The 23,558-nt window shown below is 75.4% G+C and carries 18 protein-coding genes; 2 read left to right on the top strand and 16 right to left on the bottom strand.

What is annotated here, in order from left to right; all coding sequences use genetic code 11:
- Positions 1–114: 114 nt before the first annotated feature.
- The 7 genes from tmk to bldG form a co-directional block, all read right to left on the bottom strand.
- Entirely contained in the window at positions 115–3,687 is a 3,573-nt protein-coding gene (tmk, locus tag ACFWJ4_RS10310) for a dTMP kinase (RefSeq protein ID WP_380541550.1), read from the bottom strand.
- A gap of 156 nt (positions 3,688–3,843) precedes the next feature.
- Complete coding sequence (topA, locus tag ACFWJ4_RS10305; protein WP_380541547.1) at positions 3,844–6,726, bottom strand: type I DNA topoisomerase; 2,883 nt, start codon at positions 6,724–6,726, stop codon at positions 3,844–3,846.
- A gap of 437 nt (positions 6,727–7,163) precedes the next feature.
- Complete coding sequence (locus ACFWJ4_RS10300; RefSeq protein WP_380541544.1) at positions 7,164–7,622, bottom strand: hypothetical protein; 459 nt, start codon at positions 7,620–7,622, stop codon at positions 7,164–7,166.
- 262 nt (positions 7,623–7,884) lie between these two features.
- Complete coding sequence (locus tag ACFWJ4_RS10295) at positions 7,885–9,417, bottom strand: methyltransferase (RefSeq protein WP_380541541.1); 1,533 nt, start codon at positions 9,415–9,417, stop codon at positions 7,885–7,887.
- Positions 9,418–9,685: 268 nt separating this feature from the next.
- Positions 9,686–10,498 (bottom strand): hypothetical protein, encoded by an 813-nt coding sequence (locus ACFWJ4_RS10290; protein WP_380541538.1) that lies wholly within the window; start codon positions 10,496–10,498, stop codon positions 9,686–9,688.
- Between the two features lie 535 nt (positions 10,499–11,033).
- Positions 11,034–11,453 carry an ATP-binding protein gene (locus tag ACFWJ4_RS10285; RefSeq protein WP_359902044.1) on the bottom strand — a complete coding sequence of 140 codons (420 nt, stop codon included), beginning with the start codon at positions 11,451–11,453 and terminating at the stop codon, positions 11,034–11,036.
- Between the two features lie 159 nt (positions 11,454–11,612).
- Entirely contained in the window at positions 11,613–11,954 is a 342-nt protein-coding gene (gene bldG, locus ACFWJ4_RS10280) for an anti-sigma factor antagonist BldG (RefSeq protein ID WP_049659132.1), read from the bottom strand.
- 222 nt (positions 11,955–12,176) lie between these two features.
- On the opposite strand from bldG, the gene ACFWJ4_RS10275 reads away from it, so the two are divergent.
- Entirely contained in the window at positions 12,177–14,696 is a 2,520-nt protein-coding gene (locus tag ACFWJ4_RS10275; protein ID WP_380541535.1) for a DEAD/DEAH box helicase, read from the top strand.
- On the opposite strand, the gene ACFWJ4_RS10270 is transcribed toward ACFWJ4_RS10275, so the two are convergent.
- From ACFWJ4_RS10270 to ssd, 8 genes are all read right to left on the bottom strand, one after another.
- Complete coding sequence (locus tag ACFWJ4_RS10270; RefSeq protein WP_380541533.1) at positions 14,691–15,224, bottom strand: Rv3654c family TadE-like protein; 534 nt, start codon at positions 15,222–15,224, stop codon at positions 14,691–14,693. The two genes, ACFWJ4_RS10275 and ACFWJ4_RS10270, sit on opposite strands and share 6 nt — an antisense overlap.
- Positions 15,212–15,703 (bottom strand): TadE family type IV pilus minor pilin, encoded by a 492-nt coding sequence (locus tag ACFWJ4_RS10265; RefSeq protein WP_380541530.1) that lies wholly within the window; start codon positions 15,701–15,703, stop codon positions 15,212–15,214. The genes ACFWJ4_RS10270 and ACFWJ4_RS10265 overlap by 13 nt, the downstream gene beginning before the upstream one ends.
- Before the next feature lie 142 nt (positions 15,704–15,845).
- Positions 15,846–16,118: a DUF4244 domain-containing protein gene (locus ACFWJ4_RS10260; RefSeq protein WP_380541527.1), complete on the bottom strand. Its 273-nt coding sequence runs from the start codon at positions 16,116–16,118 to the stop codon at positions 15,846–15,848.
- A 52-nt stretch (positions 16,119–16,170) separates the two neighbouring features.
- The gene (locus ACFWJ4_RS10255) at positions 16,171–16,944 is read right to left on the bottom strand and encodes a type II secretion protein F (RefSeq protein WP_380541524.1); all 774 of its coding nucleotides are present in this window, start codon (positions 16,942–16,944) and stop codon (positions 16,171–16,173) included.
- The gene (locus ACFWJ4_RS10250; RefSeq protein ID WP_380541521.1) at positions 16,944–17,969 is read right to left on the bottom strand and encodes a type II secretion system F family protein; all 1,026 of its coding nucleotides are present in this window, start codon (positions 17,967–17,969) and stop codon (positions 16,944–16,946) included. The genes ACFWJ4_RS10255 and ACFWJ4_RS10250 overlap by 1 nt, the downstream gene beginning before the upstream one ends.
- A 5-nt stretch (positions 17,970–17,974) precedes the next feature.
- Positions 17,975–18,121, bottom strand: a complete 147-nt coding sequence (locus tag ACFWJ4_RS10245; RefSeq protein ID WP_380541520.1) for a hypothetical protein — start codon at positions 18,119–18,121, stop codon at positions 17,975–17,977.
- On the bottom strand, positions 18,118–19,455 hold the full coding sequence (locus tag ACFWJ4_RS10240) for a TadA family conjugal transfer-associated ATPase (RefSeq protein WP_380541518.1): 1,338 nt from the start codon (positions 19,453–19,455) through the stop codon (positions 18,118–18,120). The genes ACFWJ4_RS10245 and ACFWJ4_RS10240 overlap by 4 nt, the downstream gene beginning before the upstream one ends.
- A complete protein-coding gene (ssd, locus tag ACFWJ4_RS10235) occupies positions 19,455–20,579 on the bottom strand; it encodes a septum site-determining protein Ssd (protein ID WP_359902017.1) in 1,125 nt (374 codons plus the stop codon). The genes ACFWJ4_RS10240 and ssd overlap by 1 nt, the downstream gene beginning before the upstream one ends.
- Before the next feature lie 807 nt (positions 20,580–21,386).
- On the opposite strand from ssd, the gene ACFWJ4_RS10230 reads away from it, so the two are divergent.
- Positions 21,387–22,205: an HAD family hydrolase gene (locus tag ACFWJ4_RS10230; RefSeq protein ID WP_380541609.1), complete on the top strand. Its 819-nt coding sequence runs from the start codon at positions 21,387–21,389 to the stop codon at positions 22,203–22,205.
- A 379-nt stretch (positions 22,206–22,584) separates the two neighbouring features.
- Here ACFWJ4_RS10230 and ACFWJ4_RS10225 read toward each other — a convergent pair whose 3' ends face one another.
- Positions 22,585–23,475, bottom strand: coding sequence for an oxidoreductase (locus ACFWJ4_RS10225; RefSeq protein ID WP_380541515.1), 891 nt, complete (start codon positions 23,473–23,475; stop codon positions 22,585–22,587).
- Positions 23,476–23,558 lie beyond the last annotated feature (83 nt).

Raw genomic sequence — 23,558 nt, 5'->3', positions numbered from 1 at the left:
CCGCTCCGACACCCACTGCTCCGTCCGGGTCACGGCGGGGCGAGGAGGCGGCCCTACGGAACGCGGCGGCGCCGCCGGGGACCTGCCCCGACGGCGCCGCCCACACGTGTCCGGTCAGCCCCGGCGGCCCCAGCGACGGCCCTTGCCCTTGCCGTCGCCCTTGCCGTCACCCGTGCCGTCGCCCTTGTCCTGTGCGTCCCCGCGGCCCTCGGGCCGCTCCGCGCCGCCCTGCGGGCCGCCGTACGGAGCGCCCTGGCCCTGACCGCCGTGCTCCCAGCGCGTCCACTCGTCGTGCGAGCCCAGCAGGGTGTCGGTGAGGCTCGGCAGGTCGTCCAGCGGCGTCTCCTCGGCCCACTCCGGCCTCGGCCGCTCGGCACCGGGCTGCGACCGCTCGGCCGTCGGCCCGGCGTCGACCACCGGCAGCTCGCGGGTGCTGTCCACCGGCTCCGCGCGCCGCGGCCCCTGCGCCGGCCGGCCCTCGGTGCGGCCTCCGGTACGGCCTTCGGCACGCTCCTCGGTGCGGCCCGGCTCGATCCGCGGCAGCACCTCGGTCCGGTCGGCCTCCGCCGGGACCCTCGGCAGCACGGCCGTCTCGTCCACCGCCGAGGCCGGCACCACCGGCAGCTTGGCGGTCTCGTCGACCGTACCGGCGGTTCCGCCGGCCGCCCGGCGCGCCTCGGCGGCCTCCGCGGCCTTGCGGGCCTCGGCGGCCTCAGCAGCCCGGACGGCCGCCTGCCGGTCCCGCGGCGAGAGCTCGCGCGTCGCCTCGTCCCCGAGCCCGCCCACCGGAGCCTGCGCCGCCGACTGCGCCGCGTCCCGCGGGGCGCCCTTCGGGACGTCCCGGACCGCCCGCAGCTCCGTGGTCGTCTCCGCAGCCGACTCCCCGACCACCGAACCCGAACCCGAACCCGACGCCGAACCCACGTCGGACGCCGAACCCGCGTCGGACGCCGAACCCGAACCCGGCCGCGCCTCGGCCCGGCCCTCCGCGGACTCCGCCGCCGCAGCCGCGACCGCGAGCGCGGCGGCCTGCGCCAGCCGCGCCTCCTCGGCCCGCTGGAGCGCCTCCTCCGCCCGGCGGCGCTGTTCCTCGCGGGCCAGCTCGCGCTGCCGCTGGAGCTCGGCCTGGGCGGCCGCCTCGTCGGCGATCCGCTTGCGCTCGGCGGCCTCGGCGGCCAGCCGGGCCTCCTCGGCCCTGCGGCGCTCGGCCTCCTGCTCGGCGCGACGCGCGGCCTCCTCCTCGGCCCTGCGGCGCGCTTCCTCCTCGGCCTTGCGCCGGGCCTCGGCGGCGGCCCGCTCGGCCTCCTCCTCGGCCAGCCGCTCCTTCTCCGCCTGCTCGGCCCGCAGCTGCGCCAGCACCTCCTGCCGCTTGCGCTCGGCGGCCTCCTCCTCGGCCTTCTTGCGGGCCTCCTCGGCGGCGCGGCGCTCGGCCTCCTCCTTGGCCAGCCGCTCCTGCTCGGCGCGGGCAGCCTTCTCCTGCTCGGAGAGCGGCAGCTCGCGGTCGAGCCGGTGCCGGATGGCGGTGGTGACGAAGCCGGGGGCCTGGCTGCCGTCCACGACCAGGTAGCGCGCCGGGTCGGCGGCGGCGAGGGCGAGGAAGCCGGCCCGGACCCGCAGGTGGAACTCGGTGGGCTCGGACTCCAGCCGGTCCAGCGCCTCGGTGAAGCGCTCGCGGGCCTTGGTCGGGTCGACGTCCAGGACGACGGTCAGGTCGGGCAGCAGCCCGCCGGTGGCCCAGCGGGAGATCCGGGCGACCTCGGTCGCGGCCAGGTCGCGACCGGCGCCCTGGTAGGCGATGGAGGAGTCCATGTACCGGTCGGTGATCACCACGGCGCCGCGGGCGAGGGCCGGCCGGATGACGTTCTCGACGTGCTCGGCGCGGTCGGCGGCGTAGATCAGCGCCTCGGCGCGGTGCGACAGGCCGGTGTTGCCGACGTCCAGGACGAGTCCGCGCAGCCGCTGGCCGACCGGGCTGCCGCCGGGCTCGCGGGTGAGCACGACCTCGTGCCCCTTGCCGCGGATCCACTCGGCGAGCGCCTGGGCCTGGGTGGACTTGCCGGCGCCGTCGCCGCCCTCCAGGGCGATGAAGAAGCCGGTGCCCGCGCCGAGGCGCGGCGCCGGGCCGCCCGGGCCGCGCACCGAGTCCACCAGGTCCCGGACGAACGGCGCGGTGCCGCGCCGGTCGTCGGTGCGCAGCAGCACGACCGCGGCGAGCACCAGCGTGAGCAGCCCGGAGGTGGCGACGGCCAGGGCCGCGCCGCCGTGGATGAAGGTGAAGGAGCCGGGCTCGACGGTGCCGTACTCGACGTCCCCGTAGGCGGCGGCGATCAGCGGGACGACGACCAGCGCGGCGGCGACCACGGTCCGGAGCACCGCGAACAGGTGCTCGGTGACCTTCGGCAGCCGGGCCTCCTCGACCTCCTGGGCGAGCAGGGTGCGTCCGGCCGAGATCACGATCCCGGCGGCCAGCCCGGCCAGCACGGTGAGCAGCAGGACCAGCACGAAGTCCAGCACCAGCCCGGCCAGGATCAGTGCGACGCCCTGGGTGAGCAGCGCCAGCGCGAGCAGCCGGCGGCGGGACAGCGAGGGCAGCGTGGCCCGGGTGAGCCGGGCGCCCAGGGCGGGCGTCCCGGCGGCGGCGAGCACCAGCAGGCCGTAGCCGATGGGCCCGGCGCGGTGCTCGGCGGCGGTGAGCAGCGCGAGCGCGGCGACGCCCGCCATCGCGGCGTAGCCGGCCGCGACGGCGAAGGTGAAGTACGGGGCGCCGCCGGTGCGGCCCTTGCTCAGCGCGGGGCCGGGGGCGGCGTCGGTCGGGGCGCGCAGGCCCTGGAGCGGCGAAGCCGGGGCGACGGACACCGGGCCGCCGGGCAGCTGCTGGAGGTGGTCGCGGACCGCCGCGGCGGCGAACAGCCCGGCCGCGCCGAGCGCCGCGAAGGTGAGCTGGTGGGCGCGGAGCCAGTCGGAGCCGAGGGCCGCGCCGATGTTGTTGAGCAGGGTGAAGGCCACCAGCCCGAGCGCGCCGAGCGGCACGGTCACCCAGCCGGTGAAGCGGTCGATGCTCCGGACGCTCTCCAGGTTGGCCGCGGCCGGGCGCTGCTCGGCGACCGGCAGGTGCGGGTTGGCCGGAGGCAGCAGGCCGGGAACGGCGGCGGTCTTGGCGATCCCCCGGACCTGCTCGGCGGCACCGGTGACGAACACGGTGGCGAGCAGGGCGTAGGTGGCGGCCCCGGAGGGCTCGGCGGCGGAGCCCAGCCAGACGCTCCACCAGGGGGCGAGGCCGATCAGCAGGGCGCGCAGTACGTCGGCGCCGAAGAGCGTCCAGCGCCGGTCCAGTCGGCCGGTGACCAGCCGGTGCACCGGGCCGAGCAGTGCGACGCCGACCAGGCCGGTCGCCAGCACCCGGATCGCGAGGACCGCGGCGAGGGCGAAGGCGAGGCTGCGCGGCAGGCTGCCGAACCGGCCGCCCTGGGCGGCGGCGATCACGGTGAGCGCGAGCAGCACCAGCAGACCGAGCCGGTCGGCAGTGCCGCCGATCAGCTGGGTGGTCCACAGGCGCCGGTAGGCACGTGTCCGCAGCAGCGCCCGGGCCCGGTCCACCGGAGTCCCGGCGGGCGCGACCTCGGGCAGGTCGGACACCCCCGCTCTGGCGGCCGGGGCGCTGGGGGTGGGCTGCTCCTCGCTCGTCATACGGTCAGCGTAGCGGGCTGGGCCTGGCCGGAATGTGGCGAACGGGCTTCCGGATCGTGCTCATCACCGGGTTGTGACGTACCCCGCACAGACCCGACGGGCCTCGGGCCCGCCCCCCGGGGTCGGGGGTGCGGGCCCGGCCGCGGTGACCGCGGATCAGCCTTCTTCGGTGGCCGAGGCCTTGTCGGCCGCCGTCGTGCTCGTGGCGGTCTTCTTGGCCGCCGTCTTCTTCGCCGCCGCCGTCTTGGTGGTGGTCTTCTTCGCGGCGGTCTTCTTCGCGGCCGCGGTCTTGGTCGCCGCGGTCTTGGCGGTGGTCGTCTTCTTGGCCGCGGCCTTCTTCGCCGGGGCCTTCTTCGCCGCCTTCTTCACCGGTCCGCGCGCCCGCTTCTCGGCGAGCAGCTCGTACCCGCGCTCCGGCGTGATGGTCTCGACGTCGTCGTCCTTGCGGAGCGTGGCGTTGGTCTCGCCGTCGGTCACGTACGGACCGAAGCGGCCGTCCTTGACCACCACCGGGCGCTCGCTGACCGGGTCGTTGCCCAGCTCCTTGAGCGGCGGGGCGGCGGCCGCCCGGCCGCGCTGCTTCGGCTGGGCGTAGATCGCCAGCGCCTCGTCGAGGGTGATCGTGAAGAGCTGGTCCTCGCTGGTGAGCGAACGGGAGTCGGTGCCGCGCTTGAGGTACGGGCCGTAGCGGCCGTTCTGCGCGGTGATCTCCGCGCCCTCGGCGTCGGTGCCGACCACCCGGGGCAGCGAGAGCAGCCGCAGCGCGTCCTCCAGCGTGACGGTGTCCAGCGACATCGTCTTGAACAGCGAGGCGGTGCGCGGCTTGACCGCGTTCTTGCCGGTCTTCGGCGTGCCCTCGGGCAGGATCTCGGTCACGTACGGGCCGTAGCGGCCGTCCTTGGCGACCAGCATGTTGCCGCCGACCGGGTCCGGGCCGAGCTCGAAGTCGCCGCTGGGCTTGGCCAGCAGCTCCTCGGCCAGCTCGACGGTGAGCTCGTCCGGCGGCAGCTCGTCCGGGATGTCGGCACGCTGGCCCGGCTCGCCCTCGACGGTGGAGGCGCGCTCGACGTACGGGCCGTAGCGGCCGACCCGCAGGGTGATGTCGTCGCTGACCCTGAACGAGCTGATCTCCCGGGCGTCGATCGCGCCGAGGTCGGTGACCAGTTCCTTCAGGCCGCCCAGGTGGTCGCCGTCGCCGTTGCCGGCCTCGGCGGCGCCGCCCGCGGCGTGGCCCTCGCCCTCGCCGAAGTAGAAGCGCTTCAGCCACGGCACGGACTGCGCCTCACCGGCGGCGATCCGGTCGAGGTCGTCCTCCATCTTGGCGGTGAAGTCGTAGTCGACCAGCCGGCCGAAGTGCTTCTCCAGCAGGTTGACCACGGCGAAGGAGAGGAAGGACGGGACGAGCGCCGTCCCCTTCTTGAAGACGTACCGGCGCTGGATGATCGTGTCGATGATCGACGCGTAGGTGGAGGGGCGGCCGATCTCCCGGTCCTCCAGCTCCTTGACCAGCGAGGCCTCGGTGTAGCGGGCCGGCGGCTTGGTGGCGTGGCCCTCCGGGGTGATCCGCTCGGCGGCCAGCGGGTCGCCCTGGGCGACCTGCGGCAGCCGGCGCTCGCGGTCGTCGAGCTCCGCGTTCGGGTCGTCGGCGCCCTCGACGTAGGCCTTGAGGAAGCCGTGGAAGGTGATGATCTTGCCGGTGGCCGAGAACTCGACGTCCCGGCCGTCGGCGGAGGTGCCGCCGACCCGGACGGTGACGGACTGGCCGACCGCGTCCTTCATCTGGGAGGCGACGGTGCGCATCCAGATCAGCTCGTACAGCCTGAAGTCGTCACCGGTCAGGCCGGTCTCGGCGGGGGTGCGGAAGCGGTCGCCGGACGGGCGGACGGCCTCGTGCGCCTCCTGCGCGTTCTTCACCTTGCTGGCGTAGGTGCGCGGGGCGTCCGGCAGGTAGTCGGCGCCGTACAGCTGGGTGACCTGGGCCCGGGCGGCGGTGACCGCGGTGTCCGACAGCGTGGTGGAGTCGGTACGCATATAGGTGATGAAGCCGTTCTCGTACAGCTTCTGGGCCACCTGCATGGTCCGCTTGGCGCCGAAGCCCAGCTTGCGGCTGGCCTCCTGCTGGAGCGTCGTGGTGCGGAACGGCGCGTACGGCGAGCGGCGGTACGGCTTGGACTCGACGCTGCGGACGCCGAACGCCGTCTGCTCCAGGGCGGCAGCCAGCTGACGGGCCGCCTGCTCGTCCAGGTGCAGGGTGTTCACGCTGGCGGCCTTCAGCCGGCCGTCCTGGCCGAAGTCGCGGCCGCTGGCGATCCGCTTGCCGTCGACGGAGGCCAGCCGGGCGCCGAAGGTCTCCGGGTTGGCGGCGTCGGCCGGGGTACGGCCGGTACCGAAGGTGCCGACCAGGTCCCAGTACGAAGCGGCGCGGAAGGCCATCCGCTCGCGCTCCCGCTCGACCACCAGTCGGGTGGCGACGGACTGCACCCGGCCCGCCGACAGCTTCGGCATGACCTTCTTCCACAGCACCGGCGAGACCTCGAAGCCGTACAGCCGGTCGAGGATGCGGCGGGTCTCCTGGGCGTCGACCAGGCGCTGGTTGAGCTCGCGCGGGTTGGCCACGGCCTCCTGGATCGCCGACTTGGTGATCTCGTGGAACACCATGCGGTGCACCGGCACCTTGGGCTTGAGCACCTGCTGGAGGTGCCACGCGATGGCCTCGCCCTCGCGGTCCTCATCGGTGGCGAGGAAGAGCTCGTCGGACTCCGCGAGCAGCGACTTCAACTTGCTGACCTGGGACTTCTTGTCCGCGTTGACCACGTAGATGGGCGCGAAGTCGTGGTCGACGTCCACCCCGAGGCGCCGCACCTCGCCGGTGTACTTGTCCGGCACCTCGGCCGCGGTGCTGGGGAGGTCGCGGATGTGCCCGACGCTCGCCTCGACGATGTAGCCGGGGCCCAGGTAGCCCTTGATCGTCTTCGCCTTGGCCGGCGACTCGACAATGACGAGTCGCTGTCCGTGCGCGGTCTCGCTGCTCGGGGACACCTTCGCTCTTCTCTCCCGGTCCTTATGTGGCTGGTCGGCGCCGGCAGCACGGGCTGCACTCCGCCCGACCCCTCCACCGCCCCGGGGCTGCCGCGGCACGACACCCCCACCAGCGGAGTGTGACCGTACCCCGGCCACCCTTGTCAAACGGACGGATCCCGCTTTTTCACTTGCCGGGCTCACCGACGCCACTCGAACGGTAACCCGATGACGGAGGTTCGCGCCCCGCGGAGGGGGGCCTTCGGCAGGTTCCGGAGGATGGAATGACGGATTTCAAGATCTGTCAACGGAAATTCGACGGGTTCTCGCGGGGCGGGGGTGGGGCGGAGCGGAGGCGGAGCGGGGCGGGGGTGGGGCGGGGCGGGGGTGGGGCGGAGCGGAGGCGGAGCGGGGCGGGGGTGGGGCGGGGCGGGGGTGGGGCGGAGCGGGGGCGGCGCTCAGCCGCCGGCCACGGCCAGGAGCCCGGTGCCCGCCGCCAGGCAGCCCACGCCCAGGACGCTCCACAGCAGGTCCACGACGGCAGCCCGCCCGACCTCCCCCGCGGCCAGCACCACCCTGCTCGGGCGCTGCGGGTCGTAGCAGATCCGCACCGAGGCTCCGGGCGCGAAGCGGTCCGGGCGGCGCAGCGGGGTGTGCCCCCGCGGACGGGCGATCACCAGCCCGGCGATCCCGCACGCGCCGGCGCCGCCGACCGAGGGCGGCACCGAGAAGGAGAGCAGCGGAGCACTGTCCAGCTGGCCGTGCACGTCGTCCTCGGCCATCACGGCGGCCACCGCCGACGCCCCCCGGCGGCGCACCCGCAGGCGCAACCCCACTTCGGCGGCGCACCAGAGCAGCAGCACGCCACCGAAGAGGGCGAGCACCGACCCGCCCACCATCGCCGTCGTCGTGTCCACCCCTGGCCCCCGGCTCCCCAGCTCTGTCCACAGCCTGTGGACAGAGCTTCACAGTGGAGAGCCAACGGGAGACTGCCACCCGGCGGCGGCCGGACGAACCAGGGGGTACGGGCGAGTGAACCGGTCAGGTCTCGGCGGGTGCGGTCACGGAGGGCCGGGGTCCGGACACGGTGAATCCGGGCACGGCACAACCGGGCACGGTGAATCCGGCCACGGAGAGCCAGGACAGGTCAGGACGGGTCGGGACGCGTCGGGACGGGCCTCAGCGGACCGGGTCGATGAACCCCTGCTCGGTCAGCAGGCGCAGCGACTCCGGCACCCGGTCCCGCAGGACCACCCGGTCCTCGCCGAGCAGCTGCGCGATGGCGTCCACGATCTCGCCCGCCGACAGCGTCCCGTCGCAGACCCCGACGAACCCGGCACCCACGGTGTCCACCTTGGTGGCGCGCCGCATGCCCCGGTTGTGACGCAGGATCACGTGCTCCGGGTCCTCCGCGCCCGGCGCGCCGACCTGCTCCTGGACCACCTCGTCGGCCAGCACGTAGCGGGCCGCGAGCAGGCCCGCGTCGTCGTGCGAGCGGAGGAAGTCCTGCCGGTCGAACCAGGCCTCGATGTGCGGGCCCAGCGGCTGCTCCACCGGGTGCGGCCACTCCTCCACCCGGACGGTCGGACGCTCGGCGCCGCTCGCCCGCAGGGTGATCCAGCCCATCCCGATGCCCTCGACCCGGCCCGCCTCAAAAGCGTCCAGCCACTCGCCGTACCGGGCCTGGTAGTCGCCGCCGGGGCCGCGGTGGTCACCGCCGTCGCGCAGCCACAACTCGGCGTACTGGGCCACGTCCTGGACCTCGCGCTGGACGACCCAGGCGTCCAGGCCGGTGCCCGCGACCCAGCCGGCCAGCCGCTCCTGCCAGTCCTCGCCCTTGACGTGCTGCCAGTTGGCGAGCAGCTGGCAGTAGCCGCCGGGCTCCAGGTGGTCGGCGGCCGAGCGGACCAGGCTGCGGCACAGGTCGTCCCCGGCCATGCCGCCGTCGCGGTAGGTGAACCGGCCGCCCGGCGAGATGACGAACGGCGGGTTGGAGACGATCAGGTCGAACTTCCGCTCCCCGACCGGCTCGAAGAGGCTTCCGGTGGACACCTCTGTGTTGTCGAAACCGGACAGCGCCAGGGTCAGCTCGGTGAAGCGCAGCGCGCGCGGATTGAGGTCCGTGGCGGTGACGGTCCCGGCGTGGCGGGCCGCGTGCAGCGCCTGGACACCGGAGCCCGAACCGAGGTCCAGCGCGGCCCGGACGGAACGGCGCACGGTGATGTTGGCCAGCGTGGTGGAGGCACCGCCGACGCCCAGCACCAGGTCCTTGCGGGCCACCCCGTGCGCGGTCTCGCCGGAGCCGATGCCGCCCGCGCCGCCCACCGCGCAGCCCAGGTCGGAAACCACCCAGGCATCCGAACTGGGCATCCCGGCCACCTCGTTGGCGTACGGCCGGACGTCGACGGTGGCGCGCACCAGATCGCCGTCGGGGCGCAGCCAGCCGTCCGCCAGGCAGTCCTCCACCGGCAGCGCGGCGGCGGCCGCCCGGTACGGGACCGGCTGCTGGAGCAGGAACAGCCGCACCAGCGTCTCCAGCGGGCTGCCACCGCGGGTCGCCCGCAGTGCCGGGACCGCCTCGCTGCGGGCCAACGCCGAATAGCCGGTGGGCCCGAGCAGGTCCAGGCACCCGTCGGCGGTGAACGAGGCGGCGAGCAGCGCCTCGCGGAACTTGGCGAGGCGGGTCGGGTCGAGAACGGGGCTACTGATCACCCCGCCATTGTCCCCCGGCGCCCACCCCGCGGCCGCCGCTGCGCCCCGCGGCCATCGGACGGAAGCCCGCACCACCACGCACGCCCCCGGGAGCCACCGCGCGCCGCCCTGCCGGGGGCGCCGAGTCGTTCGGCGGCGACCGGCGGCGGCTCGGGTGACTTCGTCATGGCCGACGCGCGCCGCCCATCACCAGCCGGGTCCCGGGCCGGGGACGGGGGCGGGCCGGTGACGGGCGGCGCGCGTCGGATCGTGCGGTCCGCCGGGGGGCTCAGCTCGCGCTGGGGGCGGGGTTCGCCGGGGTGCCGGCCGGGGCGGACGGAGCGGTGGTCGCGCCGGCAGCGGCCGGGCTCGCACTGTCGGTCGCGCCGGGCGCCGGGGTGGTGGCCGGGGCGCCCGGGGTGTCGGTGGCGCCGGGGGCGGGGGTCGTGCCCGCACCGCCCGGGGCCGGGGTGCCGCTCGCGCCGGCACCCGCACCACCGGTGGCACCACCGGTCGGGGCGGTGGTCGGGGACGGCTTGCAGCCCTCCTGCTTGGCCATCGCCGCGCCGAGATCGCCGCGCTGGAGCTTGCTCTGCGCCTGGGTGGAGAGCGAGGCCAGCTGCTGCACCTGGTCGGCCACGCTGCGCAGCCCGTCGGCGAACTTGGCCTGGTCGGTGTTGGGCAGCGCGTCCAGCTTCTTCTGGACCTCGACGTAGCCGTCGGCCGCCTTCTTCAGCTCGTCGACGGTGTCCTTCTGGAGGGTCGCACCGTCCTGCACCTTGGGCGCCCCGGCACCGTCGATGGCGGCGGCTATGTCCTGGTTGGTCTTGGCCAGCCGCCCGATGTCCGTGGAGAGCCGCTTCTGGAGGTCGGCGGGGACTTCGCCGGTCTTCACCTGGCCGGTGTCGGCGAGCGCGGCCTGCGCCTGGGAGATCGGGTCCTTGGCGGCGCCGCAGACGGTCGACGCCCAGGACTCCAGCTGCTTGCTGTTGTTGTCGTCGCCGCCACAGCCGACGGCACCGAACGCGAGCAGCACGCCGAGGGCGGGTACGGCCAGCAGTCGCTTGTTCACCGGGAGGAGCCTTTCGGTTTCGGTCGTCATCGGTCGTCGAACCTACACGGCCGGTGTCCGTTCCCCGATTTCCGGTTTCCCTCCCCGCTTGCCCGCTGCCTGCCGCCCGCTGCCCGCTGCCCGTGCCGATGCTCGATGTCGTGCGGGATCGCTGTCGAACGGGATCGCTGTCGAACGGGATCGCTGTCGAGCGGAACGACGGGCGAGGTCGGCCGCTGCTGCTGCGCCGGCAGGGGAGGGCGCGTCCTCGCACAGCCGGCCTACGGGCATGCCGACGCGGACCTCCTCGCCCCGGGTGCCCGCCGACGGCTGACCGGCAGCTCGGCGCCGGAACGCTCCGGAGGTCGAGGCGGCTGCCGATGTCCCGGCGGCCTGCCCGGTCGTCCGGGTGACGGGATGCGAACCCACCCGGACGTCGCCCATCGCGACGAGGCCCGATCGACGAGCTGACCCGGTCGTCCGGGAGCAGCCGACCGCCGGGATCACCACGCGTCGACGCCTGCCCGGGAGCCGGGCTCCAGCCCTCGCGGGCGTGCGGAAGCGCGAAAGCGGCGCCGGCGGCGCCTCAGACCGCGACGGAGGGGACCGAGACCGGCCAGCTCATCCGGATCAGGCCGCCGTCCGTGCCGTTGGTGACCTCCAGGTCCTCGACCAGGCCGGTGATCACGGCGAGGCCCAGGGTGTCCTCGTCCGGGTCGCCGCCCTCGGCGGCGCCGGAGGCCGGGACGGCGGCGGGGCCGGCCTCGTCCTCGACCTCGATGAGGAAACGCTTCTCCTGATCGGTCAGCGCGACCCGGACCGTGCCGCCGATGCCGCCGCGCTGGTGCAGCCCGACCGCGCGGGAGCACGCCTCGCCGACCGCGAGCCGGACCTCGTCGAGCACCGACTCGTCGACCCCGGCCCGTCTGGCGACTGCCGCGGCGACCAGTCGGGCCGTCCGCACATGCTCGGGAAGCGCGCTGAATCGAAGTTCGACGGTTGCCATCTCTCCCCCTCGGGGTGCTCCGACCGGGGCCGGAGGTCCGGCCCCTGCGGGCCGGCGGAACCGGCCCAGGGGCGTCCGAGGACGCACCGGGCCGCACGGGCCCGGGCTCCCGGACGCGAGGAAACGAGCGGGCCGGCCACCCGGGCCGGCCCGGCCGCGTCAGTCGGTCGCGTTGACCGCGTCGTCCACCGAGGTGTGGATCGGGAAGACCTTGGTCAGGCCGGTGATGCGGAAGATCTTCAGGATGCGCTCCTGGTTGCAGACGAGGCGCAGCGAGCCCTCGTGGGCGCGCACCCGCTTCAGACCACCGACCAGCACACCGAGGCCGGTCGAGTCGAGGAAGTCGACGCCCTCCATGTCGACGACGAGGTGGTACTTGCCGTCGTTGACGAGCTCGACCAGCTGCTCCCGCAGCTTCGGGGCGGTGTACACATCGATCTCGCCGCCAACCTCGACGACCGTACGATCGCCGACTGAACGGGTCGACAGGGACAGGTCCACGGAACCTCCAGCACCTTGCCTTGCTACGTCATGTGCGATCCTCGGCCGGACGGCCGCCACCGCATGGTCGCGAGCCCGGGCGCGCCCAGCCAACGCGTGGCAAGCCTCAGCGCTGCGACCCACGGCCATACGGCCGTCACGGCCACATTCAACCACCTGCGGCCATGCCCGCACGATGGCTTACGACGATTCTCCGTCACGCCGGTGACACACTGGGTCCCCATGCCGCCCCGACACAGCCCGCCCGAGGCACTGCTCACGACCCTGGCCACCGGCCGGGGGCGGTCCGACCGGCTCACCCATACGGAGCACCTTCCCGCCCGACCTGCACGTTATTCACCGTGGCCGGACTCGATCCGTCCGGAGGTCGTGGCCGCGGCACGCGCCCTCGGGGTGGAACAGCCGTGGGCGCACCAGGCAGAAGCGATGAATCTGGCCAAAAGCGGCCAGACTGTGGTGATCGCCACAGGCACCGCCTCGGGCAAGTCGCTGGGCTATCTGGCACCGGTGCTCAGCGACCTCCTCGACGGCACCGAGGCCCGCAACGGCCGCGGCGCCACCGCGCTCTACCTGGCTCCGACCAAGGCGCTCGCCGCCGACCAGCGCCGCCGGGCGGCCGAACTCGCCCCGCCGAGGGTCCGCGCCGCCCTGTACGACGGCGACACCCCGACCGAGGAGCGCGAGTGGGTCCGCCAGTACGCCTCCTACGTGCTCACCAACCCGGACATGCTCCACCGGGGCATCCTGCCCGGCCACGCCCGCTGGTCCTCCTTCCTCAAGGCCTTGCGTTACGTGGTCGTCGACGAATGCCACAGCTACCGGGGCGTGTTCGGCTCGCACGTCGCCCAGGTGCTGCGGCGGCTGCGCCGCATCTGCGCCCGTTACGGCTCGTCACCCACCTTCCTGCTGGCCTCCGCCACCACCGCCGACCCGGCCGCGACCGCCCGGCGGCTGACCGGCCTGCCCGCCCTCGCCGTCACCGAGGACGCCTCGCCGCGCGGGCCGATGGTCTTCGGCCTCTGGGAGCCGCCGCTCACCGAGAACGTCGGCGAGCACGGCGCGCCCGTGCGCCGCACCGCGACCGCCGAGGCCGCGCACCTGCTGACCGACCTGGTCGAGCGGGAGATCCGCACCGTCGTCTTCGTCCGCTCCCGGCGTGCCGCCGAGCTCGTGGCGCTCCAGGCCCAGGACCAGCTCGCCCGCCCGCTCGCCGGACGGGTGGCCGCCTACCGCGGCGGCTACCTCGCCGACGAACGCCGCGCCCTGGAGCGCGATCTGCACACCGGCCGACTGCTCGGCCTCGCCTCCACCTCCGCTCTCGAACTGGGCGTCGACATCTCCGGCCTCGACGCCGTCCTGATGGCCGGCTACCCCGGCACCCGGGCCTCGCTCTGGCAGCAGGCGGGCCGGGCCGGCCGGGAGGCCCAGGGCGCGCTGGCCGTGCTGATCGCCCGGGACGACCCGCTGGACACCTACCTGGTGCACCACCCGGAGGCGCTGTTCGCGGCGCCCGTCGAGGCCACCGTGCTCGACCCCGACAACCCGCACGTGCTCGCCCCGCACCTGTGCGCGGCGGCAGCCGAACTCCCGCTCACCGATGCCGACCTGGAACTGTTCGGGCCGTCCACCGCGCCGCTGCTCCCGGTCCTGGAACGGCGCGGCCTGCTGCGCCGGCGCAGTGACGGCTCCTGGTACTGGACCCGTCGCGAGCGCGCGGCCGACGCGGTGGACCTGCGCGGCAGCGGCGGCAGTCCGGTTCAGGTCGTCGAGGCCGACACCGGCCGCCTGCTCGGCACGGTGGACGCCGCGGCCGCCCACACCAGCGTCCACACCGGGGCCGTCCACCTCCACCAGGGCCGCACCTACCTGGTCCGGGAGTTCGACCTGGAGAACTCCGTGGCCCTGGTCGAACCGGCCGACCCGCCGTACACCACGGCCGCCCGCGACATCACCTCCGTCTCCGTCCTGGACACCGACACCACCGTGGAATGGGGCGAGGGCCGACTCAGCTTCGGCTCGGTGGAGGTGGTCAACCAGGTGGTCGGCTACCTCCGCAAACGGATCTCCACCGGGGAGATCATGGGCGAGACCAAGCTCGACCTGCCGCCCCGCACGCTGCGCACCCGCGCGGTCTGGTGGACCGTCACCGAGGACCAGCTGCTCGACGCGGACATCCCGCCCGACCAGTTGCCCGGCGCCGCCCACGCCGCCGAGCACGCCTCGATCGGACTGCTGCCGCTGTTCGCCACCTGCGACCGGTGGGACATCGGCGGCGTCTCCGTTCCGCTGCACCCGGACACCGGCCTGCCGACCGTGTTCGTCTACGACGGCCATCCGGGCGGGGCCGGCTTCGCCGAACGGGGCTTCCGGCGGGCGGTCCAGTGGCTGACGGCCACCCGGACGGCGATCGCCTCCTGCGAGTGCGAGCGCGGCTGCCCGTCCTGCGTCCAGTCGCCCAAGTGCGGCAACGGGAACGACCCGCTGGACAAGGCCGCCGCCGTCCGGCTCCTGGACGTCCTGCTGGCCGGGGCCGCCGGAGCTGCGGAGACGCAGGACGGACCGGAGGCGCCCGACGGCCCGGAGACTCCGGACGCTTCGGACGCTTCGGATGCTCCGGACGCTTTGGACGCTTCGGACGCTTCGGACGCTTCGGAGACGAGCGCCGGTCCGGAGGCGCCCGACGCGCCCGACGCGCCGGAGGCGGCCCCGGGACCGGAAGGTGGAGCGCCGGCCCGTTCATGAGACCGCCGCCGCACTCGGGGCTCCGCTCGGAGCTTCGCTCGGATCCCCGACCGGCCCGGCGTCCGGCACGTCCTCGGGACCGGTGACCGGGGCCCGTACCGGCCCGGCCCTGGCCCTCGCCCGCGCCGGGCCGACCGGCAGCCGGGCCGGGAGCCCGCGGACGTCCACCTCGGCCACCACCTCGACGGCGTCCGCCGACCGGTCGACCGCACAGGACACCAGTCCGGCGCCCTGCGCGGCGGCGATCGCGGCGGCCCGGGCGCAGCCGCCGTCCCGGTCCAGCAGCAGCCGGTCCGCCGCGGCGAGGGCCGCGAGGTCTGCCGCCGACTCGGCCCGGTGCCGGGAGGCGACCACGGAGCCGACCGCGATCGTCCCGGCGAACACCGCCGTGCCCAGCATCGCCAGGGCGAGCAGCCAGACCGTCGCCGAGCCGGCGTCCGGCCCTCGCCCGCCCGCCGCGACGGCTCGGGCCGCACGGGCGCGTGCCACCCGCTCCGCCGTCTCCCGCAGCCCGGTCAGGACGGCCATGGACCACCACCTCCCGCCGTGACCGCCACCAGGACGTCCTCCCGCGCCGCCACGGCCGCCGCACTGAGCCGGACGGCGAGCAGCCCGCCGAGCCTTCCCGGCCCCGCGCACGGCGCCTCCACCTCGACCCGCACCGTGTCGGCCGCCAAGGCCACCCGGACCTGCGCGCCCGCCGGTGCCGCCGCACGGGCGAGTTCGGCGGCGTCCGTCTCCCCGCGTGCGGCCGCCCTGGCGCCGACCCGGGCGGCGTCCACGCAGCGGATCTGCGTGGCCGCCGCGAGCACGCCCCAGATCAGCATCGCCGCGAGCAGGACGAGCGCCGGCAGCGCCACCGCCGTCTCCGCGGTCACGAAGCCCGCGTCGCCGCGCGACCGCAGCGGCCACGCCCGGCCGGCGCCGCGCTCCCCGGCCCGGCCGGAAGCCGTCCTCAGCCCCCGGTCACCCACCGGGAGCGCGGGCGGGGCGGCGTCGAGGGGCATGCCGCACGCGGCGGTGGCGGGAGCGCCTCCCGGCCGCCGGGCCGGAGACCGTCGGCGGCCGACGACCACCCCACGGGGTGCGCCTGCGTGCCTGGGCCTCCCGGCCCCGGCCGGCCGACCGGCAGGAGTTCGACGGCCCGTCCTAGGTGGCATGGAGCGCCCGCACCAGCATGTCGGTCAACGCGCCCGTGATGGCCTCGCTGGTCACCACCTTGTACAACCCGGCCGCGAGGGCGCACGCGCCCAGCGTCCCGACGGCGTACTCGGCCGTGGTCATCCCCGCGTCCGAGCGGCCCCGGAGCCGGGCCACCCTGCGCACCCGGCAGGCTGCCCGACGGCTCCTCCGCCGCCACGCCCCGGCCAGCGGGCGGAGCGACCGCCCGGTACCGGTCCCGATCGCGATCACTGCGGTCATGAGATCCTCCTGTCGTTCGTCGTCCGTCGATGTCCGTGCATCCGGCTCTTGTTCACATCGCCTGCGCGAAGCGGCTGGTGAGGCCGACGACCACCGGCACCACGCCGATCAGGACGAAGGCCGGGAGGAAGCAGAGCCCCAGCGGCGCGGTGGCGAGCACCGCCGCCCGGCGGACCCGGGCGTGGGCCGCGCGGGCAGCCGCCGTGCGCTGCCCCTGGGCCAGCCCGATCAGCGGGCCCGCGGCGGGGACACCACCGAGGCTGCTGCGCTCCAGGCAGCGCGCCAGCGGCGCCAGCGGCGGGTGCTGCTCGCCCAGTCGGCTCCAGCACAGCTCCGGCGGCGCGCCCAGGGCCAGTTCGGCCCCGATCGCCACCAGCCGGGGACCCAGCGGCGCACCCACACTCCGGCCCACCGCCGACACGGCGTCCGAGGGCAGCGCCGCCGACCCGAGGCAGGCCGCCAACAGCTCGGCGCTCAGCGGGAGTTGCCTGGTCAGCAGCTCCTCGTCACGGGCCTCCCGGCGGTCGGCCGGCGACCGTGCCCGGGCCGACCACCGGTGAACGCCCACCGCCAGCAGCACCCCGACGGCCAGTCCGGTGCCACCACCGAGCAGCACCGCCGCCGCGAGCCCGGCGACGGCCGCTGTCACCGCCCGGCGTCGGCGCCCAACGTCCGTCGCCGTCAGCCCGGTTCGCCTCGCCGTCCCCTTTCCGACCCGGGCCGGGGCGAGCACCCGTCGGCGCCTCACCCGGCCGCGCACCGGTGTCCACCCCAGGGCGGCCGCGCCCACCGGGAGGGCGAGCGCGACCCACTCGATGCCCCGCATCACCTCGCCACCGCCCCGAGCGCCCGCGCGCGCACCCGCGACAGCCCGCAGACCCGCCCGCTCGCCCGAGGGCCGGGCACCGTGCGGCCGGAGGCTCGAATTCGCTCGCGCCGCACCGGAGAAGCCTCCAGCGCTCCGTGGGCCGCCGCCCGGACGATGCGTGCCGTCCAGAGCACGCCCAGGCCCTCCAGGACCGCCCCCGCCACGAGGCAGCCCAGCCCGGCCGGGGTGTGCAGCAGGACCTCCAACGGGTGCGCCCCGAGCGTCGCGCCGAGGAGCAGCCCGATCCCCGGCAGCGCGGCCAGGACGGCGATCGTCGCGCGCGGCCCGGCCAGTTCCCCGGCGATCTCCTCCGCCAGCACCCGCTCGCCGCGCAGCGCCTCGGCGACCCGGTCCAGCGCGGCGGCGAGGCCCGACCCGCTGTCCGCGGCCACCCGCCAGCAGGCCGCGATGGCCGCGGCCCCACTGCCGCCCGGCAGTTCGGCCAGCAGGTGCAGCGCGGCGGGCACGTCCCCGCCGTAGCGGCCCGCGGCCAGCCGGGCCACCGGCTCCTCGCCGAGCCCGCGCAGCCCCGCCGGGTCGGCGGCGAGCCGCGCGGTCACCAGGTGCAGCGCCTGCTCCGGCGTCGCCCCGCCGCGCAACTCCCCCGCCAGGCCGGCGCAGAGCTCCACGACGGCCGCGGCCCGGTGTCGGGCCTCCGCCGCCAGGCGTCTGCGCGACCGCCATCTGCGCAGCGGCAGGACGGCCAGGGCCGCCGCGAGCACCGGCACCGGCGAGGCGGTGGCCTGCCCGGCGGCCAGTCCCGTCGGCAGGAGCAGCAGTTCGGGTGCCAGGAACCCCGGCAGCCGACCCCGGGCCCGCACCACCGCCTCCGGGCCCACCCTCAGCACCGGCGGCCCGCTGCCCGCCAGCACCAGCCTGGAGCGCCGCCCACCCGGCAACTGCTCCTGCACCGCACGCCACGCCGCGACGGCCACCAGGCACAGCACCGCGGCCCAGCAGAAGGCTGACTGACTCTGCGTCATATTGTTCACCTCCGTCCTCCTCGGTCCTTGCGCCCCGCACCGCCGAGCAGCAGCAGGGCGCCCACGGCGCACCCGCTCAGCAGCAGGGCGAAGGCGAGTTCCACCGCCCGCGCGTCCGCGCTCGCCGACCCGGCCACCGTCACCGCGATCACGGCCGCCCCGACCCGTGCGACACCCCGCGTGCCGCCAGCAGTCCGATCAGCCGCTCCCAGCCCGCACCGGGACGCAGGCCGCCGGACGCCGGGAAGGCCACCGCGGGCACGGTCACGGCCGACCCGTCACCGGCTCCGGTCAGTGTGTGGATCTCCGCCACCCGGCGCCGCCCCGAGCCCGGGTCGCGGACCAGGTGCACCACCACGTCGAGCGCGGCCCGCAGTTGGCTGTGCAGCGCCGGCCGGTCGAGACCGGCGAGCGAGCCCAGGGCCTCCAGTCGGACCGGCACGTCCGCCGCCGTGTTGGCGTGGACCGTGCCGCAGCCGCCCTCGTGCCCGGTGTTCAGCGCGGCCAGCAGGTCCGACACCTCGGCGCCGCGGACCTCGCCGATCACCAGCCGGTCCGGGCGCATGCGCAGCGCCTGGCGGACGAGGTCCCGCAGGGTGAACTCGCCGAGTCCCTCCTGGTTGGGCGGCCGGCTCTGCAGGCGGACCACGTGCGGGTGGGCCGGCTGCAGCTCGGCGGAGTCCTCGGCGACCACGATCCGCTCGTCCGGCCCGACGAGGCCGAGCAGGGCCGACAGGAGCGTGGTCTTCCCGGAGCCCGTCCCACCGGACACCAGCAGCGACAGCCTGGCCCGCACGATGCCCGCCAGCAGCTGTGCGCCTTCCGGTGGCAGCGACCCGCCCGCCACCAACTCGTCGAGCGTGAAGGGCCGGGGGCGGCAGACCCGCAGCGAGATGTGCGTGCAGCCGGCCGCGATCGGCGGCAGCACGGCGTGCAGCCGGGTGCCGTCCGGCAGTCGGGCGTCCACCCACGGGCGGGCGTCGTCCAGCCTCCGGCCGGCCGCGGTGGCCAGCCGGTGGGCCAGCCGCCGCACCGCCGCGGCGTCGGCGAAGCGGACTCCGTCGGCTCGCTGCAGGCCGCCGCCACGGTCGACCCACACCTCCTCCGGACCGTTCACCAGGACGTCCGTGACGTCGGGCGCCGCCAGCAGCCGGTCCAGCGGGCCCGCACCCACCAGTTCGGCGCGCAGCGAGCGCACGGTGTCCAGGACCTCGTCCCCGCCGAGCGGCGGGCGGGTGGCCCGCAGCGCGGCGGCGACCGAGCCGGCCGTCGGGGCGGCCCCCGACTCGGCCAGCCGCAGCCGGACCGCGTCCACCAGGGCCGCCGTGCGCTGCTCGCGGGCCGTCCGGCCGTACGGGCAGGGCTCGTGCGCGGGCCCGGGCGGCCCGCCGGGCGGCGGCACGCTCCGCAGCGGCCGGTGCTCCCGCGCACCGCCGCCCGGTTCGGGCGAGCCGGTCCGGAGGACCGTTCTGCGCAGACGGACCATCAGTACACACCTCCTCCGACCGCCGGCACCGGCGGCAGCACCTCGTTCAGGAAGCTCGCGCAGAAGCGGGCGAGCGGGCCGCTCTCCCGGCTCCCGGGCGGGACGCCCTTCACGACGTCCTGGGCCAGGCCCGGCTCCGGCTCCAGCTCTCCCGCCAGCGGCAGCCGCAGCCCGCGGACGATCTGCCGGGCCGGGAGCCCGCCGGCCCGTGCCGGGCGCACCACGGCCCGGACGTCCCCGAGCCTCATCCGGGCCGCCGCCGCGACCCGGTCGGCGGCGGCCACCGCACGCAGCTCGGCCGACACCACCAGCAGCGCCAGGTCGGACTGCTCCAGCGCCTGCCCGGCGGCCGCGTCGAGGTGGCGGGGCACGTCGACCACCACCAGCCCGCCGCGCCGTCTGGAGGCGGCCAGCACGCTGCGCATGGCCTCCGGCGGCACCGTCAGGGTGTCGCCGCGGTCCCAGGACAGGCAGGACAGCGCGGAGAGCCGTTTGAGCGCCGGCAGTGCCCGGGCCAGCTCGGCCCCGCTGACCCGCCCGCGGGAGCCGGCCAGATCGGGCCAGCGCAGCCCGCTGACCCGCTCGCCGCCGAGCAGGATGTCCAGGCCCCCGCCCAGCGGATCGCCGTCCAGCAGCATCGTCCGCCGGCCCGCCCGCGCGGCCGTGACCGCCAGCGCGCAGGCCAGGGTCGAGGCTCCGGCCCCGCCGGACCCGCCGAGCACCGCGACGGTGACCGCCGGGCAGCCGACGCCCTCGGCCGCGTCGGCGATCCGGTCGAGCAGCCAGGCCTCGGCGTCGGGCAGGAACAGCACGTGCTCGGCCCCGAGTTGGACGGCTCTGACCCAAACCCCGGGGTCGTCCAGGTCCAGCCCGAGCAACAGCACCCCGCCGCGCCGCCCCAGCCCGGAGCAGCGGACGGCCTGGTCGTCCCCGACCAGGACCAGCGAGGCCCCTTCCCAGAGCTCCCGCGTCGGCGGCGCGCCCCGGACCAGCCTCGGCTCGGTGCCCGCCGCCGCGCAAATCCGCAGCAGGTGCTCGGCCAGGCCGTCGTCCTCGGTGACGACGAGCGGCCCGGCGACCGCGGGGCCCTCGGCGGTGATGTGGTCGGCGATCGGCGTCGACATGGATTCTCCCCTCCGCGCCGCCGGCCACCGGGGTGGCGGGCGGCGCACGTCGGACGGTTCCGGCGGACGGCCGCCCGACAGATCCTCTGGGGATGGAAGGGGTGAGGCCCTGTCCGGCGACCGCCGCCGGACATCACGGTGGGGGGAGATCCGGATTCCGTCATCCGAGTTCCGATTGCCTGTGGATAACTCGTGGACTGTGGAGGAAAACGTTCACCCGGGCGGGGGGCTAATCGGTGAAGAATTGACGAAAGGGGGTCACCGAGATGAACCGGCGATCCTCCGCATCCCGTTCGAAGGCACTCCCGACGAGTGCTCGACACCTTCCCGACACCGCTTCCGAGCGGGCCCGCGGCACCGATCGGAACCAGCCGTTCGATCTCCGACGAACCTGAGCAAATGGCAACGCAGAGTGACGAAAGTCGATCGGCGGGCCGAGGTGACGACACCCCCTGCAAGCCGTCGGCACGACGGCGGCGAACGCGCCGCGAGGGGCGTTCAAGCCCTGAAAATGGCCCCGGACGTGCGACGACCCCCGCCGGGGGGGAGAGCGGGGGTCGTCTATCCACAGCCCGGCTCGGGGGGGAGGAGCCGGACCGGGTTAGCACGGTCGCGAACGATCCGTGACTTCCATGGTGTACCCGAGCGGCCAGAAACACAAACCCGCACGCCCACGAGTACGCCGAATGGCGGGGTGTTTTGCGGCTCCCTCTATCCTCGGTTCCCGTGGACACCACCGAGAACGCCGACGAGTACGCCGACGAGTCCCAGGGCGACACCACCGGGCCCGGAGAACTCCGCCCGCCCGTGCGCCCTCGACCCGGCGGGCTGCGCACGGCGGCCTTCTTCGACCTCGACAAGACCATCATCGCCAAGTCCAGCGCACTGGCCTTCAGCCGCCCCTTCTACCAGGGCGGCCTGATCAACCGTCGGGCCGTCCTGCGCAGTGCGTACGCCCAGTTCGTCTTCCTGGTCGGCGGCGCGGACCACGACCAGATGGAGAAGATGCGCGAGTACCTCTCCGCGCTCACCCGGGGCTGGAACGTCCAGCAGGTCCGCGAGATCGTCGCCGAGACGCTGCACAACCTGATCGACCCGATCATCTACGACGAGGCGGCCTCGCTGATCGAGCAGCACCACGCGGCCGGCCGGGACGTGGTGATCGTCAGCAGCTCCGGCTCCGAGGTGGTCGAGCCGATCGGCCGGCTGCTCGGCGCGGACCACGTCATCGCCACCCGGCTCAAGGTCGAGGACGGCTGCTACACCGGCGAGATCGAGTACTACGCCTACGCCGAGAACAAGGCCGCCGCCATCCGGGAGTTGGCCGCCACCGAGGGCTACGACCTGGCCGCGTCCTACGCCTACAGCGACTCCTCCACCGACCTGCCCCTGCTGGAGGCGGTCGGCCACCCGTCGGCGGTCAACCCCGACCGGGCGCTGCGGAAGGAGGCGCAGGCACGGGAGTGGCCGGTGCTGGTCTTCGACAAGCCGGTGGAACTGCGGCGCCGGCTGCCCGAGTTCTCCGCCCCGAGCGGCTCGGTGCTGACCGCCGTGGCGGTCGGGACGGCCGTGGTGACCGCCGGGGTGATCTGGTACCTGGCCCGCCGGCGGCGCCCCGCGGCCTGAGGCCGTGCCGCCCGGCACCCCTTGGACAAAACGGTCAACCGGGACAGACTTCTCGTTTCGGGTTCCCCTTTCGCCCGAAACGCGATACAAATGAAGCACGGCCCGCGAGACCCGGTCAGGACCTAAGAGGTCAAACCGACAACGCAGTTCAGGCCCCACGGACCGCACGTACAGATATCCGGGCACCCACATGCAGCCGACCCGCTGTCGGGCCGCCGGACCAGACGAACGGGCAGGATCCCCGTCTGATCGGCACTTCCGGTGCATGCATGGTCACCCGGTATCTGCACCAGCGGCGGCACCCGGCAGGATCAGGTGCCGCCGCATCCGTGTCTTCGCGCGCCCCCTCGCGGAGCGCGCGCCGCCCCGGTCCGACCGCTCAGACCATCCCGCGCTGCATCGCCTCGCAGACCGCCGTGCTCTCCCGGACGCCGAGCCGCAACGCCCGGCCGCAGTGCGCGATCCAGGCCGCCATCCCCTCGGGGGTGCCCGCCAGGTAGCCGGCCAGGGCCCGGCGGTAGGCGGCGGTGCCGAGCTCCGCCAGGCCGACCTCGGTCGGACAGATCGACTTCGGGTCGAGCCCCTCGGCGATCAGCACGATCCGCTGGGCGGCCCGCGCGATCACCCCGTTGTGGGTGCCGAACGGCCGCAGCGCGAGCAGCTCACCGTGCACCACCGAGGCCATGACGAGGGCCGGCGTGCCCACCCCCTGGCCCTCCGCACGCGCCACCAGCAGCCGGGAGAGCTGGTCGAGCCGGGCCGCGACCTCCTCCGCACCCGGGGCGGGCGGCAGCACGGGCAGCGGCCCGTCCAGGGCGTCGACCTCGACGCTCTCCACCGGCTCCAGCTCCAGCGGGAACAGCTCCTCGGCGCCCTCGCCGGCCCGCCGCGGGCGCCCGGCCGCCGGATCGCCGTCGCCCGCCGCGAGCAGGTGCAGCCGGGCCAGCACCTGGAGCGGCGAGTGCCGCCAGATGCTGAGCAGCTGGCCGGCCTCGGCGGCGATCCGCAGGGCCGCGCCGACCGTCCGGGCTTCGGGGTCCGCGCCGAAGTCGCTGCGGCGGCGGACCTCCTCCAGCGGCCAGTCGGCCCCGGCCAGGGCCGCCGACGCGCGGGCGCCGCGCAGCGCGGATTCGGAGGTGACCTCGGCCGCCCGGCGGCGCATCACCCGGTGGCCGTAGAGGCGGTCGACGGCCTTGCGCACCTCGGCCACCGCGTCGGGCACCCCGGGGAGCTGGGCCAGCGGGGCGAGGGGATCAGTTCCAGTGCTCACCTACCCGAGAGTAATGAACGGGCCGCCCCTCCCGGAACAGCAACCCCGCATCACCCATTAGAGGCAATCCTCACTTCCCGCCC

The sequence above is a fragment of the Kitasatospora sp. NPDC127067 genome (assembly GCF_042724755.1).
Classification (GTDB): Bacteria; Actinomycetota; Actinomycetes; order Streptomycetales; family Streptomycetaceae; genus Kitasatospora; species Kitasatospora lactacystinica.
This window is presented reverse-complemented; position numbering and strand designations above follow the sequence as displayed.

Bases quoted from the DNA above. Each gene is read 5' to 3' on its own strand.
- tmk (WP_380541550.1), bottom strand. From the start codon at position 3,687: ATGACGAGCGAGGAGCAGCCCACCCCCAGCGCCCCGGCCGCCAGAGCG.
- ACFWJ4_RS10290 (WP_380541538.1), bottom strand. From the start codon at position 10,498: ATGACGACCGAAACCGAAAGGCTCCTCCCGGTGAACAAGCGACTGCTG.
- ACFWJ4_RS10285 (WP_359902044.1), bottom strand. From the start codon at position 11,453: ATGGCAACCGTCGAACTTCGATTCAGCGCGCTTCCCGAGCATGTGCGG.
- ACFWJ4_RS10275 (WP_380541535.1), top strand. From the start codon at position 12,177: ATGCCGCCCCGACACAGCCCGCCCGAGGCACTGCTCACGACCCTGGCC.
- ACFWJ4_RS10270 (WP_380541533.1), bottom strand. From the start codon at position 15,224: ATGGCCGTCCTGACCGGGCTGCGGGAGACGGCGGAGCGGGTGGCACGC.
- ACFWJ4_RS10265 (WP_380541530.1), bottom strand. From the start codon at position 15,703: ATGCCCCTCGACGCCGCCCCGCCCGCGCTCCCGGTGGGTGACCGGGGG.
- ACFWJ4_RS10260 (WP_380541527.1), bottom strand. From the start codon at position 16,118: ATGACCGCAGTGATCGCGATCGGGACCGGTACCGGGCGGTCGCTCCGC.
- ACFWJ4_RS10255 (WP_380541524.1), bottom strand. From the start codon at position 16,944: ATGCGGGGCATCGAGTGGGTCGCGCTCGCCCTCCCGGTGGGCGCGGCC.
- ACFWJ4_RS10250 (WP_380541521.1), bottom strand. From the start codon at position 17,969: ATGACGCAGAGTCAGTCAGCCTTCTGCTGGGCCGCGGTGCTGTGCCTG.
- ACFWJ4_RS10240 (WP_380541518.1), bottom strand. From the start codon at position 19,455: ATGGTCCGTCTGCGCAGAACGGTCCTCCGGACCGGCTCGCCCGAACCG.
- ssd (WP_359902017.1), bottom strand. From the start codon at position 20,579: ATGTCGACGCCGATCGCCGACCACATCACCGCCGAGGGCCCCGCGGTC.